The sequence below is a fragment of the Psychroflexus salinarum genome (assembly GCF_042677225.1).
Classification (GTDB): domain Bacteria; phylum Bacteroidota; class Bacteroidia; order Flavobacteriales; family Flavobacteriaceae; genus Psychroflexus; species Psychroflexus salinarum.
The window spans coordinates 56,055-70,307 of the sequence record NZ_JBHTIV010000003.1 but is presented as its reverse complement, the minus strand read 5'-3'; the positions used below and the strand labels follow the sequence as shown (position 1 = coordinate 70,307).

12 protein-coding genes and 1 tRNA gene are annotated in these 14,253 nt (G+C 32.3%); 5 read left to right on the top strand and 8 right to left on the bottom strand.

The window, feature by feature from the left end:
- Positions 1–93 precede the first annotated feature (93 nt).
- Genes ACFQ0R_RS01710 through ACFQ0R_RS01700 form a run of 3 tightly spaced genes read left to right on the top strand, consistent with a single transcriptional unit; the run spans position 94 to position 3,699 of the window.
- Positions 94–2,412, top strand: a complete 2,319-nt coding sequence (locus ACFQ0R_RS01710; RefSeq protein WP_379656642.1) for an ATP-dependent helicase — start codon at positions 94–96, stop codon at positions 2,410–2,412.
- Entirely contained in the window at positions 2,412–3,047 is a 636-nt protein-coding gene (locus ACFQ0R_RS01705) for a potassium channel family protein (RefSeq protein WP_379656641.1), read from the top strand. The genes ACFQ0R_RS01710 and ACFQ0R_RS01705 overlap by 1 nt, the downstream gene beginning before the upstream one ends.
- Before the next feature lie 34 nt (positions 3,048–3,081).
- A complete protein-coding gene (locus ACFQ0R_RS01700; RefSeq protein WP_379656640.1) occupies positions 3,082–3,699 on the top strand; it encodes an L-threonylcarbamoyladenylate synthase in 618 nt (205 codons plus the stop codon).
- 54 nt (positions 3,700–3,753) lie between these two features.
- Here the strand turns inward: ACFQ0R_RS01700 and ACFQ0R_RS01695 are convergent, their stop codons facing one another.
- Entirely contained in the window at positions 3,754–4,764 is a 1,011-nt protein-coding gene (locus ACFQ0R_RS01695; RefSeq protein WP_379656639.1) for a M28 family metallopeptidase, read from the bottom strand.
- Positions 4,765–5,089: 325 nt separating this feature from the next.
- Between ACFQ0R_RS01695 and ACFQ0R_RS01690 the strand changes: the two genes are divergently transcribed.
- Positions 5,090–5,174 (top strand) — tRNA-Ser (locus ACFQ0R_RS01690).
- Positions 5,175–5,448: 274 nt separating this feature from the next.
- On the opposite strand, the gene ACFQ0R_RS01685 is transcribed toward ACFQ0R_RS01690, so the two are convergent.
- Positions 5,449–6,852 (bottom strand): hypothetical protein, encoded by a 1,404-nt coding sequence (locus ACFQ0R_RS01685; RefSeq protein ID WP_379656638.1) that lies wholly within the window; start codon positions 6,850–6,852, stop codon positions 5,449–5,451.
- Positions 6,853–7,512: 660 nt separating this feature from the next.
- Between ACFQ0R_RS01685 and ACFQ0R_RS01680 the strand changes: the two genes are divergently transcribed.
- The gene (locus tag ACFQ0R_RS01680) at positions 7,513–7,965 is read left to right on the top strand and encodes a ribonuclease H-like YkuK family protein (protein ID WP_379656637.1); all 453 of its coding nucleotides are present in this window, start codon (positions 7,513–7,515) and stop codon (positions 7,963–7,965) included.
- Between the two features lie 319 nt (positions 7,966–8,284).
- Here ACFQ0R_RS01680 and ACFQ0R_RS01675 read toward each other — a convergent pair whose 3' ends face one another.
- The 6 genes from ACFQ0R_RS01675 to ACFQ0R_RS01650 all read right to left on the bottom strand — a co-directional run bounded on the left by ACFQ0R_RS01675 (position 8,285) and on the right by ACFQ0R_RS01650 (position 14,213).
- On the bottom strand, positions 8,285–8,605 hold the full coding sequence (locus ACFQ0R_RS01675; RefSeq protein ID WP_379656636.1) for a hypothetical protein: 321 nt from the start codon (positions 8,603–8,605) through the stop codon (positions 8,285–8,287).
- 317 nt (positions 8,606–8,922) lie between these two features.
- Positions 8,923–9,813, bottom strand: coding sequence for a hypothetical protein (locus tag ACFQ0R_RS01670; protein ID WP_379656635.1), 891 nt, complete (start codon positions 9,811–9,813; stop codon positions 8,923–8,925).
- A gap of 217 nt (positions 9,814–10,030) precedes the next feature.
- Positions 10,031–10,756 (bottom strand): endonuclease/exonuclease/phosphatase family protein, encoded by a 726-nt coding sequence (locus ACFQ0R_RS01665; protein WP_379656634.1) that lies wholly within the window; start codon positions 10,754–10,756, stop codon positions 10,031–10,033.
- Between the two features lie 49 nt (positions 10,757–10,805).
- A complete protein-coding gene (locus ACFQ0R_RS01660) occupies positions 10,806–12,020 on the bottom strand; it encodes a competence protein CoiA (protein WP_379656633.1) in 1,215 nt (404 codons plus the stop codon).
- A 41-nt stretch (positions 12,021–12,061) separates the two neighbouring features.
- Positions 12,062–12,982 (bottom strand): hypothetical protein, encoded by a 921-nt coding sequence (locus tag ACFQ0R_RS01655; RefSeq protein ID WP_379656632.1) that lies wholly within the window; start codon positions 12,980–12,982, stop codon positions 12,062–12,064.
- A gap of 364 nt (positions 12,983–13,346) precedes the next feature.
- Complete coding sequence (locus ACFQ0R_RS01650; RefSeq protein ID WP_379656631.1) at positions 13,347–14,213, bottom strand: hypothetical protein; 867 nt, start codon at positions 14,211–14,213, stop codon at positions 13,347–13,349.
- Between the last annotated feature and the right edge of the window lie 40 nt (positions 14,214–14,253).

Here is a 14,253-nt window from a genome sequence, read left to right as displayed (position 1 = left end):
TATTGATTTAATTTTTTACAAGTGATAAGTCAAAGAATGCTTGCAAAAATCACTAATTTTGAAGTGAATGTAATAATCTAAAAAATTCAACTCTTGCAGAATTATATTGAACAATTAAACGAAGCCCAGCGTGAGGCAGTCTTACAAAAAGATGGTCCAATGATTGTAATTGCTGGAGCTGGATCTGGCAAAACCAGAGTTCTTACTTATAGAATTGCTTATTTGATGAGTGAAGGTGTAGATTCTTTTAATATTCTCGCACTGACCTTTACCAACAAGGCTGCAAGAGAAATGAAACATAGGATTTCTGAAATTGTTGGTCCTGAAGCTAAAAACTTGTGGATGGGAACCTTTCACTCTGTGTTTGCAAAAATATTGAGGTTTGAAGGGGATAAATTGGGATTCCCTTCCAATTTTACAATTTATGATAGTAATGATTCTCAGCAACTGATAAGAACGATCATCAAAGAAAAGAACCTCGACAAGGATATTTATAAATACAAGCAAATTCAATCCAGAATTTCGTCTTTCAAAAACAGTTTAATCACTGTGAAAGCCTATCATCAAAATCCAGAATTGCAAGAAGCAGATGCAATGGCAAAACGTCCTCGTATGGGAGATATTTATCAGGAATATGTGGATCGATGCTTTAAATCCGGCGCTATGGATTTTGACGATTTACTGTTGAGAACCAACGAACTTTTAACTCGTTTTCCAGATGTACTGGCTAAATATCAGCAGAAATTCAAATACATTTTAGTAGATGAGTATCAGGATACCAATCACTCACAATACTTAATCGTAAGAGCTTTAAGTGACCGATTCCAAAATATATGTGTGGTGGGCGATGATGCGCAAAGTATTTATGCATTTCGTGGGGCAAACATCAATAATATTTTAAATTTTCAAAAGGATTATAGTGATGTAAAATCCTACAGACTTGAACAAAATTACCGTTCTACCAAAAATATAGTAGAAGCTGCCAATTCCATCATCGAAAAAAATAAAACCAAACTGGATAAAGTGGTTTGGACACAAAATACAAACGGTTCCAAAATTCATGTCAATCGACTTATCAATGATGCTGAGGAAGGTCGATTTGTAGCGAACTCGGTGACCGAAAAACGAATGCAGGAAGGAGCCAAAAATGGTGATTTTGCAGTTCTATACCGAACCAATGCACAGAGTAGAGCGATTGAAGACGCTTTACGTCGTAAAGATATTCCTTACAGAATTTATGGTGGGTTGTCTTTTTATCAGCGTAAAGAAATTAAAGATGTCTTGGCCTATTTAAGACTGATTATCAATCCAAAAGATGAGGAATCTTTAAAAAGAGTAATCAATTATCCTTCTCGAGGAATTGGACAAACCACCTTGGATAAGCTGACGCTAGCAGCCAATCATTACAAAAGAACGATTTTTGAAATTATTGAAAACATTACAAAGCTGGATCTAAAGATCAATAGAGGAACTCAAACCAAACTGATCAACTTTGTCAACATGATTAAAAGTTTTCAGGTTCAGAATGAGAAACTGAATGCTCTTGAGATCACTGAAATAGTTGCAAAAAAAACTGGTCTGCTTCAAGAATTCAAAAAAGACGGTACACCAGAAGGTATTGCTAGAATTGAAAATATTGAAGAGCTCTTAAATGGTATTAGCGATTTTGTGGAAGGACAAAAGGAAATCGTAGATTCTACCGGATCCCTTTCAGAATTTATGGAAGATGTGGCATTAGCCACCGATCTTGATAAAGAAACGGCAGAGGAAGACAGAGTTGCGCTAATGACGATTCACCTGGCTAAAGGACTCGAATTTCCTTACGTATATATCGTAGGGCTCGAAGAAGACCTCTTCCCTTCAGCCATGAGTATGAATACAAGGTCTGAATTGGAAGAAGAACGACGTCTCTTCTATGTAGCTTTAACCCGCGCAGAAAAAGAAGCATATTTGACTTATGTGCTTTCCAGGTATAGATGGGGAAAATTGATAGATGCCGAGCCTAGTCGATTTATTGAAGAAATTGATGACCAGTATCTGGATTTTATGATTCCTAAAGATGACTACAGATACAAATCTTTAATTGACAAAGACATTTTTGACGACGTCGACAAAAGCAAATTGAGACAAACCAAGCCAACCAATGGAACTCCGCCACCAAGTCATAAACCTACAGAACAACAATTAAGGCGACTTAGAAAAGTAAAACCAGAAGGAGAAGAACTTCCTGCTCAAAAAGCAAAACCTATTCAGTTGGATGCAGGTCAAATTGTAGAACATACCAGATTTGGTAAAGGAGAGGTTATGAATGTTGAAGGTGCCGGAATGGATAAAAAAGCATCTATAAAATTTGAAAATGGAGGTGTTAAAAATCTCATCTTGAAATTTGCAAAACTTAAAATCATCTCTTAATGAATTCCGTAACTAAGCTTATTGTTGCCTTACTCTCAATTTTAAGTATCGCACTATTAGGCTTAACTTTTTTTATTGATCAAAATTCGGAGTTAAATAAACTTATTCATTATTATGATCTGGGGTTATGTGCCGTGTTTTTGTACGATTTTTTTATTCAGTTATATAAGAGAAAAAAACGTTGGAGATATTTTTTCACTTACGGATGGATCGATTTACTATCCTCAATACCTGTCATGTCTGAGTTTAGTTACGTTAGAATGCTGAGGATTTTCAGGATAGTCAGAATTTTAAGATCCTACAAAATTCTTTACGCATATATCATAAGTAATAAAAGGTCTAGCCTTTATGGCTTGATTGTTTTTATTTCGACAGTGATTTTGATTTTAAGCACCACTTTGGTACTGCATATCGAACAGGATGTAGGCAACATTAAAACCGCTGAAGATGCTTTGTGGTGGAGTTATATCACAATTACAACCGTAGGCTATGGAGATTATTACCCTGTGACTAATCCTGGAAAACTGGCAGCGAGTATCTTAATCCTTAACGGCATTGCCATCTTTGGTGCTATTATTTCTTACATCACTAGTAAAGTTAATACCATTAAAAAAAGATCATCTTTAGATCAATAATTTTGTAAATTGAGTTTCATTAAAACTAAAAGACATGGCAGAACTCATCAAACTTTACGAAGAAAATCCTTCAGAAAAAGAAATAAAACGCATTGCAAAAGTTCTTAAAGATGGTGGTTTAATCATATACCCCACAGACACGGTATATGGTTTAGGATGTGATATTAATAATACTAAAGCTTTAGAGAAAATTGCACGAATTAAAGGAGTAAAACTTGAAAAAGCGAATTTCTCCTTTGTATGCGAAGATTTAAGCAATCTTTCTGAGTATGTTGCTCAGCTCGACTCTGCAACATTCAAAATATTAAAACGTAATTTACCAGGACCTTACACCTTTATTTTACCAGGTAACAATAATTTGCCTTCGGTTTTTAAGAAGAAAAAAACTGTAGGAATACGTGTTCCGGACAATAGGATAGCCCAAATGCTTGTACATCACCTTGGAAATCCTATTATTTCGACATCAATAAAAGATGATGATGATGTGGTTGAATACACTACAGATCCAGAACTTATAGTAGAAAAATGGGATAAGTTAGTGGATATAGTCATTGATGCCGGATATGGAGATAACATGGCTTCTACGGTTATTGATCTTACTCAACCAGAACCAGAACTAATAAGACAAGGTAAAGGATCAGCTAATATCTAAAACAAAAAAAACGGCAACTTTACAGTTGCCATTTTTTGTTATAATATTTGTCTTTTATAAAGTAGGTTTATCTACAAATGGTCTTTCATCGCGATTTGCAATTTCCCAGGCAGTAAAAAATACCAGCTTAGCTCTCTTTTCTAGCAATTCGTATTCAATTTTATCTGGTGTATCAGTTGGTTTATGATAATCTTCATGAACACCATTGAAGTAAAAAATAATTGGAATATCAAATTTTGCAAAGTTGTAATGATCACTTCTATAGTAAAATCTGTTAGGATCATTATCGTCATTGTAAGTATAGTCCAGGTTAAGGTTGGTATACTTAGAGTTTGCGACTTCAGAAATTTCATGAAGCTCTGTGCTCAACTTATCACTACCTATGAGGTAAACATAGTTCGAATCCTCTTTATGATCATCATCGATACGGCCAATCATGTCAATATTCAAGTTAGCCACTGTATTATCTAAAGGATAAATAGGATTTTCTGAATAGTATTTAGAACCCAAAAGTCCTTTTTCTTCTGCTGTAACATGAAGGAAAACCACAGATCGTCTTGGTCTGTAACCTTCCGAAACCGCTTTCTGAAAAGCTTCTGCAATTTCCATTATCGCTACAGTTCCAGAACCATCATCATCAGCTCCATTATAAATTTCACCATCCTTAATACCAACATGGTCGTAGTGTGAAGTAATCACAAGATACTCTTCAGGCAATTCACTCCCTTTAATGATAGAAATTACATTTTCACTAGAAGGCAATTTACCATTGAAGTAAGAAGAATCAATAGTTTGGAAATAAGGCTCATCTTCCATAGAACCTCCCTGAATATTCAAACTGCTGTAGTAATTCTTAAGGTATTGAGCTGCTTTTTTCTGACCTTCTTTGCCAGTATCCCTGCCTTCAAATTCGTCCGAACTTATTGTGTATAGATAATCACTTAATTCTGAAGAGGTTATCGATTTTGAAAACCGAACGGGATCAACTTCAGTGACATCTTTCATTTGTGTTTTGCAGCCTATAAGACTCAAAGCCACTACTAGTGGTAATATTATTTTTCTCATGGATCAATTGTTTGACGCTAAAATACTAGTAAAACCTCTGACTTTGAAATAATCTGGCTGAAAATCTATTCTGAATTTGCACACTACTGATTTGTATGTTTAGCGATACATTCCTTAAAGCTTTTAGGTGGCTTAACTATCCAGTCCTGAGGTATAATTCTTTACTGATTTTGATACAGTCTGAAGCTATAGCTTTTAACTCTAACCTTACTGATGAAGAAAAGTTTTCCTGAAACATTTTTTTAAAAACAAATGAGAATAATTTTGTTAAACTAAAAAACTTAGTATATTTGCAACCGCTAAAGAAAACCATTTATGGTTTACTGGAGAAATGGCAGAGTGGTCGAATGCGGCAGTCTTGAAAACTGTTGAGGGTCACACCTCCGGGGGTTCGAATCCCTCTTTCTCCGCAAAAGGAAAACCCGCAACGAAAGTTGTGGGTTTTTTAATGTCCAGTCGCGTCAAAAGCAAGGCTTTTGTAAGAGGTCAGGCATTAAAAAAAAAAGCAGGCGCCAGCCTGATTGGGATTTCTATGCTTATTCAGGATACCGTTTCTGGGATCAACACAGTAAATCCTATTTGTACGCAAAAGGAAAACCCGCAACGAAAATTGTGGATTCTTAGATTTCAATCATAGCAAAAATCATTTTACTCAATTTAGATTTACGTCTTTTCAAGAGTACCTTAATCGGTTGCATTGAACTGCAGTCCACTCACTATTAACGGTGAAGTTCCAACATCTGATCGGATAAAAATTTCAATAAAGTCATCTGTCTCTAAATTTATATTTGTATTTATAGAAAGTTGAAATTTATTGTTGTTTCCTAAATCAGAAATTGAATTAACTGGTGCTGCCATTATAGGCTGTCCATTTTTCGAAATTGCAATCGTAAATCCGGAACCATTACTAGGAGATGTTGCATTTATAGATGCGACAATATTAGCTACAATTGGTCTTCTGCCATCATAAGTTAACTTATTATTCTCTGCCGTAAACTTTTGTTGAACTGCAGCAGTTGTGGGTCCAGCTACTTTTACAAAATCAGTGGTATTAGTAAAAGTTGTTGCTGTAGTATTGTTATTATTGTAAACAAAGCCAATTGCTCTTGAGTCAGAAATGTTTGTGTTTTGCAAAAAGCTCCATCCTATTTCAAAAAAAGTTATACCATCCAATGGAGCTCCAACATTTCTAAACATATTCGAAGTAAGACGACCTCTATCTACTTTCGTAAGAGAATTTACCTTCAAGCCGATTTGACCAGTATAAATAAAATAATTATTAGCTATATCTACATCATTAGCATCAAGATCAGGCAAAAATTCTATACCAGCACCATTGGTTACATCTACAATAAAATTGTAACCCGAAGTAAATTTCCCAACATTACCGCCTATTTTCACACCATTTGAGGTATTCCAATAATTTTGAAGTATAGTAATAGCTGCAAACCCGGAGATTTCTTCTACACCCAGAGACGTTCCATCTCCCACCACTGAGGATCCTGAAAAAATATTACAAAAATGTGTCCCATCATCTGTAAAACTGTAAGCTTGAGTGTTTGGGCTGGCAGGTACAACGGCTAGCTCCTTTATATATATACCTTTATTAGTGCTTCTTAATACAGCACCAGATACAGCAGAAATTATCATGTCTTTTTGAGGATCAGTTCCCCTAAGTCCAGCGCCGTTTATATTTATATAATTATCGATGATATTCACAGTTCCAGAAAACACGTACATTTTGTTAGAATCGAGTGTGATGGCACCACCTTCAGGCGTAGGCAAATCATCTAAAGAATAAATATAAACAAGGTTGGAGTTGGTGGAATACGCAAACGATTTCCAGCTCCCATTACTGAATATATCTAAAGTATTGTTGGTGGTGTTATAAACTTGTAATCCATCTGCCGGAGTCCCAATAGCATCCCTTTCTGTCAAGGTCATTCTGGAAATTAATACTCCCTGAGTTGCTGATTGAATATCTAGTATAGAAGATGGATCTGGTGTCTCAGTCCCTATTCCGACCTGTGCATTTCCAAGAAATGTGATTATCAATAGACTAACTGTGACAAGTAATTTTGTTTTCATGAGTTATAATGTTGTAATGAATAAAATTAAATCCTGTTATAGCTTGAGATCAATAGCCCCTTATCAATAAATGTGATAAGTCAAATTGTGTTTTAGTCCGTGTTCAACACATCTCTGCTCTGAACCTGCTAACTCTATGGAAATAAGAATCCACTGAGATACTATATCAAATTAATTTATTTGAGAATTACTAAAGCAGAACTATTAATTCTACTAATAGCAAAAAAATACAAAATATTCACCCATTATCATGAAGTACAATCAACAATTCTAAATTATTACTTAAATAATTAGTCGCAATAATAAAAGCCATTATAAATTAAAAAAAGTGCTTAGTTAAGAGGACTATTTTTGGACATCGATTTAAGTTTTTAATAAATCTGTATTTCAAATGATCGTAAAACCTTCAGTACATCATAAATCCAGACTGGGATTGTTAAGTCATTAACAGCTTTGAGAAATATATCGTAAAGCATTAAGTTTTCTAAAACAAAATCATTTTAAAAATTGTTTTACCATCACCTTTCTAGTTGGATTGTGTATAAAGGGAAAATTGAAATTGAAAACCTCATAAAGAAGCATTAAGAGGCTTAGATTTAATTGAATTTTCAATGAAACTATCTGATATTCAGTCCCTATTTGAAATAGAAATCTTTTAGAATGCTATTTAAAAAACTAACCAGTGACGAGCCTTTTGATGTTGCAAGATATGTAAAGCAGTATTCTACATTATATGAAGGCCAGAAGCTTCGAATCTACTTGGGCTGTGATAGTCAAAATCGCTTACAAACCACTTATGCAACTACCTTGGTATTTAATGTAGCTTCCTCTGGTTGTCACATCATCTATAAGAAAGAAATAGTTCCACTTATATCGGACATGTGGACAAGACTATGGGGTGAGGCTGAACGTTCTGTAGAGGTGGCATTATATCTAAGGGAGAATGGAATTGAAATCGATACGATTGACCTTGATTATAATGTGAACCCAAAATATAAATCTAATAAAGTGGTAACAGCTGCTGTTGGTTATGTAGAATCCTTAGGCTTTAAAGCAAGAATCAAACTCGAACTATTACCTGCAGTTTATGCGGCTGATAACATCGTAGGATAGTAATTATATTTGCAATTGACACCAAATAAAAAAGCCCTTCCTGTTTGGAAAGACTTCTAGTGGTTTAACTTTCTAAACCTAAGAATGATTTTACACATTCACAACACAACTTCTTAATAAGATTTCCACTTTTGTGAAAATTAAAGCGGTCTGGACGAGACTCGATGATCTCACCCTGCTGTATTGTTATTGAAGCTTTTACCGTCTAGAAGAAAAAGGCGGTCTCTTATTTCACTACCTTAAAGAACAATTTGAATGTAAATATAAGCTTTTTTTGAAATTTCATAGGCTCTTTAAAACATTGCTAAGTTGAAACCATTTAATCTTCCATAAATTTTTCTCTGTCATTATCACACATAGGACATAAACCATATTCTGCAATAAATAAGTGGTCGGTTAGCCTAGCAATATTTCCATTAGAGCATGTTTCGCATGCGTATTTATCTCTATAGGTATCTATTATACTATCTATCACATATTTTTGTTTTTTTGATACCGAATCGACTCCTTTGTCAATTACAAGCTTAGAAATTCCCTGAGCTGATCCGGTTAGTTCATTGTTTTCTAATAACCCCTTTAAAAACTCAATTAAATCATCATTATATTCTTTATCTAACATTACTTGTTCTGCTATTCCCATCTTTATAAAAGCTTTTATATCTGTTATTTAATTTTATTTAAAATTCCTCTTTATCTATTTTTACCTTAATAGAATCTATCCTAAAACACATGTAATTAAAAAGACGATAAATATTTTATAAGCTTTTCGGTTACCGCATTTTTCGTCTTAAATTTGTATCTAACGTCTCCTATTAAGAAGACAAGGTTGTAAAGAAAGAATCACTTTCCAGCCTAAAGGATTTTTCTAATGGAAATAAATGTAGCAAATTAACTCACACAATAAAAAACACTCCTGATAACCGTTATTGCCTTCTGGCGAATTGCAGTTAAATTTTCTTATTCGTTGTCGAACAATTTCGTTTGATTTTTCTCGGCTTCTTTTATTTTTCGATGATGTTTTCCTTCACTTGTTTCTATTGGTTTATCGTTTTGGAAATAAAAATTTACTCTATCTACCTCATATCCAACAATCTTTTCAATTCCCTCATTATCAATTTTTCTTTTGATAGTTAAAGAGCAGTTTATTGAGGAACCATTTTTAAATTCTATTTCACCTGTTTGAACCAGTGATTTAAACTCGTGAGACTGCATTGAAAATGATATTGGTTCACTTTTAAAATATCCTGTCCATTTGTATTTACCTTTTTTAAGGACAGGTGAAATTATCTCTATTTCTGCTTTTTCAATTTTGATGGGATCTATATCATCAGAAGTTAAAATGAACTTTTTAAATTCCGCTCTATCTACAAATTTCTCTATTGATTTTTTTTCTTTTTCATTATTACTTACGGTATAGGATACTTGCTTAACCTTACTGTAATGCTCTAGACTTTCATAGAAATTTGATTTTTTCTTTTTTATTAAAGAATTTTGTTCGAGATGCTTTGCTTGTAATGACGCATTCTCTCTTAATTGATTAATTTCTAGTCGTAGTTTTTCTTTTTGAAGTTCCGTTAACTCTGTGTCTTCAAATAATTTATCTATTAGGTGGTCAGTAATTTTCGTAATAGGTGAGAGAAGTATTGTAGTAACTAAGAAAATAATAAATGCAGTTGTAATAGTAGCATTCTTGTTCTCATCTTTTGATACTACTTTTAACCATTTTATTAATCCACCAGACCCAAATGGTTCAGTTTCAATTGTGATTTTGACATTGTAAACTTTTGATATCTCTTTAATTATACCCAGTAACTCATATTCACATTTATTTTCAACGTAAGCATTCATAGAATGCGAGTTGTCATTAAACCAATAGTGAATTTCTAATGTGTTACCGAAGTCTTTGGCGGTTGGATCAAACAAAAACATCGAGTCGGATTAAATTATTTTTTCGAATATAACTCATTTTTAATTAATTAAGTTTGCAGGCAGTTAGTTATATATATGTATTATTTAAATGTTTGAAATAAATATTTATAAGATAAACTCAGCCCTCAATTGCGTACTAAATTAAATTGTCGCCTATTTTAAAGTTTACAATTAATGGCTTGTGATCACTATAGTTTGTCCATTTTTCATATTCACCTACTTTAACTCTTTCAAGTCTTTTAATGAAATAGTCCGAAGCAAAACAAAAGTCTATGTGATAAGGTCTGTCAATTTTTCTGTGTAAGTTTAAAGTAGCATGCTTTTCTTTTCCTTGCTCTTCTTCGTGGTAAATATGATAAGTGCTTTTAATTCCTCTTTCTTTAAACCGATTTACAATATTAGTATGATTGGCTTCTCTATTTGGTTTATCCCAAATTGAACTACTATTAAAATCCCCTGCTATAATAACTTTTTCGTTATCAAGCAGTTTAGTATAATAATTTATTGAATTCCAAGTATGAGTTCCATAATTATCACTTTTTTTAGGTTTTTGACACCAAGTTGCAAGTAGAATAAATTCAATTTCTTGGTTTGATATTAATAATGGTATGATGAATCTAAATTCAAGATTATGATCTTCTAATACTTTAATCTTAAAATCATTATAAGTGTAAACACCAATCCCTTTATTTGGATTATCTCCAAACCAAAATGAATCTTCTGGCTTAGGTATTTCTTTCTTTAAAATGAATTTGTCTGGGCTTTCACTTTCAGGAATTACTAAAATATCAGGCTTTTCTTCGAGTATTATCTCAAGTTTCTTCCTAAAAGCCATATTACAATTCCAAGTTATTAACTTCAATCTATTAATTGTTTTACTTAATTAATTACGTGAAATTCTGCAATTTACATTATTCACTTTTATCTGTAATTTTTATAATTTCCATTTTGTTGTTATCCATTATTCTCTGTCGGATATTTTTTAAAAAGAATTCCAGCAATAACTGAGATAAATATTCATTGTCTGAGTTATTGAATGGAATAGATGCTATACAATCTAATTTCCAGGTATTATCAATATGGTAAAAGGAATTAAGATCATCTTTTTCAATAATCTCTAAGATGTTTTTCTTTATCGTCTCATTTTTTGCATTCTGAGCATATAGACCAATCAGATTAGGATTTTTCAAATTCACACAAAACATAAAAAATAATCCTTTGCTATTACCATTCGGAATTATGAGTTCTTTCCACCTTACTCTATTCAAACAAGTTTTCTTTGTTTGGTTGTTATAAACCTGAAGTGATATAAAGGGAGGATCTCTGTAAGTTTTAAAATCACTGTCAAATTCAAAGAAAACGTCTCTAGCAATATTTACAAGATCACTGTATTTAATTAGCCTTTCTCGGTCATTTAACTTTTGATATTTAGAATAATCGCCTTTGTATTTTTTAAAAAATGTATGTTTTGGATAAACCCTAAATGTTCCATGATTAGCTCCAAGCCCTTCATTAAATTTAAGAATATAGTCTTCACCTATATCTAAGAAAACAGGTCGCCTTGATATTAACCAAGATCGAACTGGATTTTTCCAGCAAAACGGAAATTCTTTAGAAGTTTTCAAAATTTCATTTATATTATCAAAGCTTAAATCCATTCCAATGTGAGGATGATCTTGTTTATCTCCCAAAATCCTTTCATGCAAACTTAAGTTTGAACAAATACTTATACTCTCTCTAAATCTTGCACCATTGATAACCCATAACATTCTCTCACCGTAAAAATCCTCTCTTTCTTTAATTGTCTCCGAACTAATACTAGAATTTTGTAATTCGATTACAATATCACCATCGTCATTATCAATACATAAATCTGCGAAATGCTTTTTACCTTGTTTATCAATTACGACTTCTCTGTTTTCTAGAGGAAAGCTTTCCTTCCAGGATTTGTGCCAATAAGTTTCTGGCTCGCTCCAACTGTCACAGCCTTCACCATTTTTGTGAGCCCAATGGTGAATATTTATTTCCCCACATTTGGACACTACTTTTGATTCACATAAAGGACATAGAGCTGTGGTATTTTTAAAAGGCGGAATTAGTGTTTTATCAGAAAGTGCTAAAAGCATTCATTTAAAATTTATGAGATTACCCTAAAATAGAAAAAAAATTAATTGAAAGATTCTAGCTTTCCATCCTTGAAATAAAGGTACTGACCGTCATAAACCCATTGATCACCATAAGATGCTCTATTTATACTTTCTGGTTTGCCCCAAGTATCAACAACCATTTCTTCTGTAAACCCTATTAATACTTTACCATTTAGCATTTTATTGAAAGCCTCAATTCCATAATCTCTAATATATCTTTCAGCATCTTCAGCTTCAAAAACACCTCTTGCATTTTCACCGTAAATTGAACTAAAACTAAATGTTATTTTTTCTTCTTTATCATTCTCTAAGATAACTGACAACGTATAATATTTTTGCTCAATAGTTAAATCAACATAATCCCATTTCTGACCAAGTTCATTTGTAATGAGATTTCCAGTATCTATATCATTTAAGCCGTCAAGTATTCCTTTTCTAAAAATAAAACTCTCTCCCTTTAATAATTCTTTATTTTTTTCAAAATAACCTACTGTAATGAATGGGAAAGAACTACTATACCTAGAACTATAATCAAAAAACAGAATCTCATTAGATTTTTGATTTTCTAACTTTAAATAAAACTCAGTGCCATAACTGTCTGGTTTTTCGATAACATCAATTACTGTAAAATATCTTTTATTTAGGGAGTCGTAACTAGAATTGTAGCCATCACAACACTTATAAATGTTTTCTTTATTTGAACCATTTTCCATTTTTTTAATGAAGTTATCATAGCCATATTCTCTTAAGCTCTCGCTTTTTCCTTTAAGGTATAATGTTTGTCCTTTGTATTGCATTGCATCTTCTCCAAGAAAGTTTTTTAAACTATCATATTCTTTTGTGGGATGTGGCTTACTTTCAGAGACTTTAGTAGTATTTATCTGAGCTTGTAGTAAATTTGTGAATAAAATAAATATTGAAATTCTAATAATCGTTTTCATAATAGATTTTGGTTGGTTTCATAAATCAAGTTAGTTTATTTATTTCTAAACAAAGATTTTTTTACTAATAGTTTAAAATCTTACCAAGTTTTTGCCATCAGGCTTTTGAAAATACACTAAGGCTTGCCCAATTTCCCAAATTAAACTCTTTTGAGTATTAGCTACATATAGAACATTTGATATATTTAAAATTCTGCCAGAAAGACCACGGGGGCTCTACACCCCCTTATAAACGTATTCTTGAAGGCTAAAGGTCAAGCAGTTGAAGACTATTAGACACATATAGGTGTAATTTACCAAAACCTAAAAATGGAGAATTTATTTGAAAGTAGGTTTTGCTAAATTTTATTATTGCTACTAGTATTTATTCGGTATTTAAAGATTCCAATTTCGAAATTGTTTGGTTTAATACTTGAGTAAAATATCTGTATTGTGAGCGAACTTCTACATACAAAATCCTCAAGTGATTATATTGATGAGTTATATCTCTCCCTATAATTGACAATTGTTTTCCGATAGGATGTGTTCTAAATAAATTTGTACTAACTATTTGTTTTTGAATAGGACGAATAACATTTTTATAATAATCAGTAAGGGCTCTTTTACCAGTTATATTCTCATGATAATATTTCACTTTTGAATCTAAAAGTTGGAAAGTTGAATCTTCTCTGAAATCAGAATTGTGATTTTTTTCATATTCTGTATACTCTACAACTTTATCCATGTATTTTTTATCCAATTCCGCAAATATGGATTTTAAGGTTTCACTTCGTTTTACCACTACAGAATGATAATTATCAACTACAACCATTAAGTTTTTTAAAAAGTCGATTTGTGAAAATGCTGTATTAAATTCAGAACTATTTTTAAAAGCTTTAAATAAAAGTGGTGACTCTAAGTTAGATAATCTGTCGTATGTATTCGTTAATATTTTGGGTGCCGTTGTCGGAACTCCATTATCCAAGCTAATTGTTTCTTGGTAAAACTTTTTGTAACCATTTCTCAATTCAGGAACAATGTTTTTCTTCAAATCATCAAATTGATTGTTGAAGTAAACTTTTATTTTTTTAAGCTCACTTTTCTCATTGTTTCTTTTTAAGATTCTATCAATTATAATTCCGAGTACAAAAATTAAAACAGTAAAAACAACTGTGAAAAAAGTATCATTTGAAACTCCCAAAATAGTATCGGTTTCTTGATTCAAGTGATTATGTAAATCTGAGTGTATCAATGATATATTTTTATTCAGAGTTACAACTTCAAGATATAAG

Excerpts from the sequence above, each read along its gene's own strand:
- ACFQ0R_RS01660 (WP_379656633.1), bottom strand. The coding sequence starts at position 12,020 with ATGCTTTTAGCACTTTCTGATAAAACACTAATTCCGCCTTTTAAAAAT.
- ACFQ0R_RS01700 (WP_379656640.1), top strand. The coding sequence starts at position 3,082 with ATGGCAGAACTCATCAAACTTTACGAAGAAAATCCTTCAGAAAAAGAA.
- ACFQ0R_RS01670 (WP_379656635.1), bottom strand. The coding sequence starts at position 9,813 with ATGAATGCTTACGTTGAAAATAAATGTGAATATGAGTTACTGGGTATA.
- ACFQ0R_RS01675 (WP_379656636.1), bottom strand. The coding sequence starts at position 8,605 with ATGGGAATAGCAGAACAAGTAATGTTAGATAAAGAATATAATGATGAT.
- ACFQ0R_RS01655 (WP_379656632.1), bottom strand. The coding sequence starts at position 12,982 with ATGAAAACGATTATTAGAATTTCAATATTTATTTTATTCACAAATTTA.
- ACFQ0R_RS01680 (WP_379656637.1), top strand. The coding sequence starts at position 7,513 with ATGCTATTTAAAAAACTAACCAGTGACGAGCCTTTTGATGTTGCAAGA.
- ACFQ0R_RS01685 (WP_379656638.1), bottom strand. The coding sequence starts at position 6,852 with ATGAAAACAAAATTACTTGTCACAGTTAGTCTATTGATAATCACATTT.
- ACFQ0R_RS01705 (WP_379656641.1), top strand. The coding sequence starts at position 2,412 with ATGAATTCCGTAACTAAGCTTATTGTTGCCTTACTCTCAATTTTAAGT.
- ACFQ0R_RS01695 (WP_379656639.1), bottom strand. The coding sequence starts at position 4,764 with ATGAGAAAAATAATATTACCACTAGTAGTGGCTTTGAGTCTTATAGGC.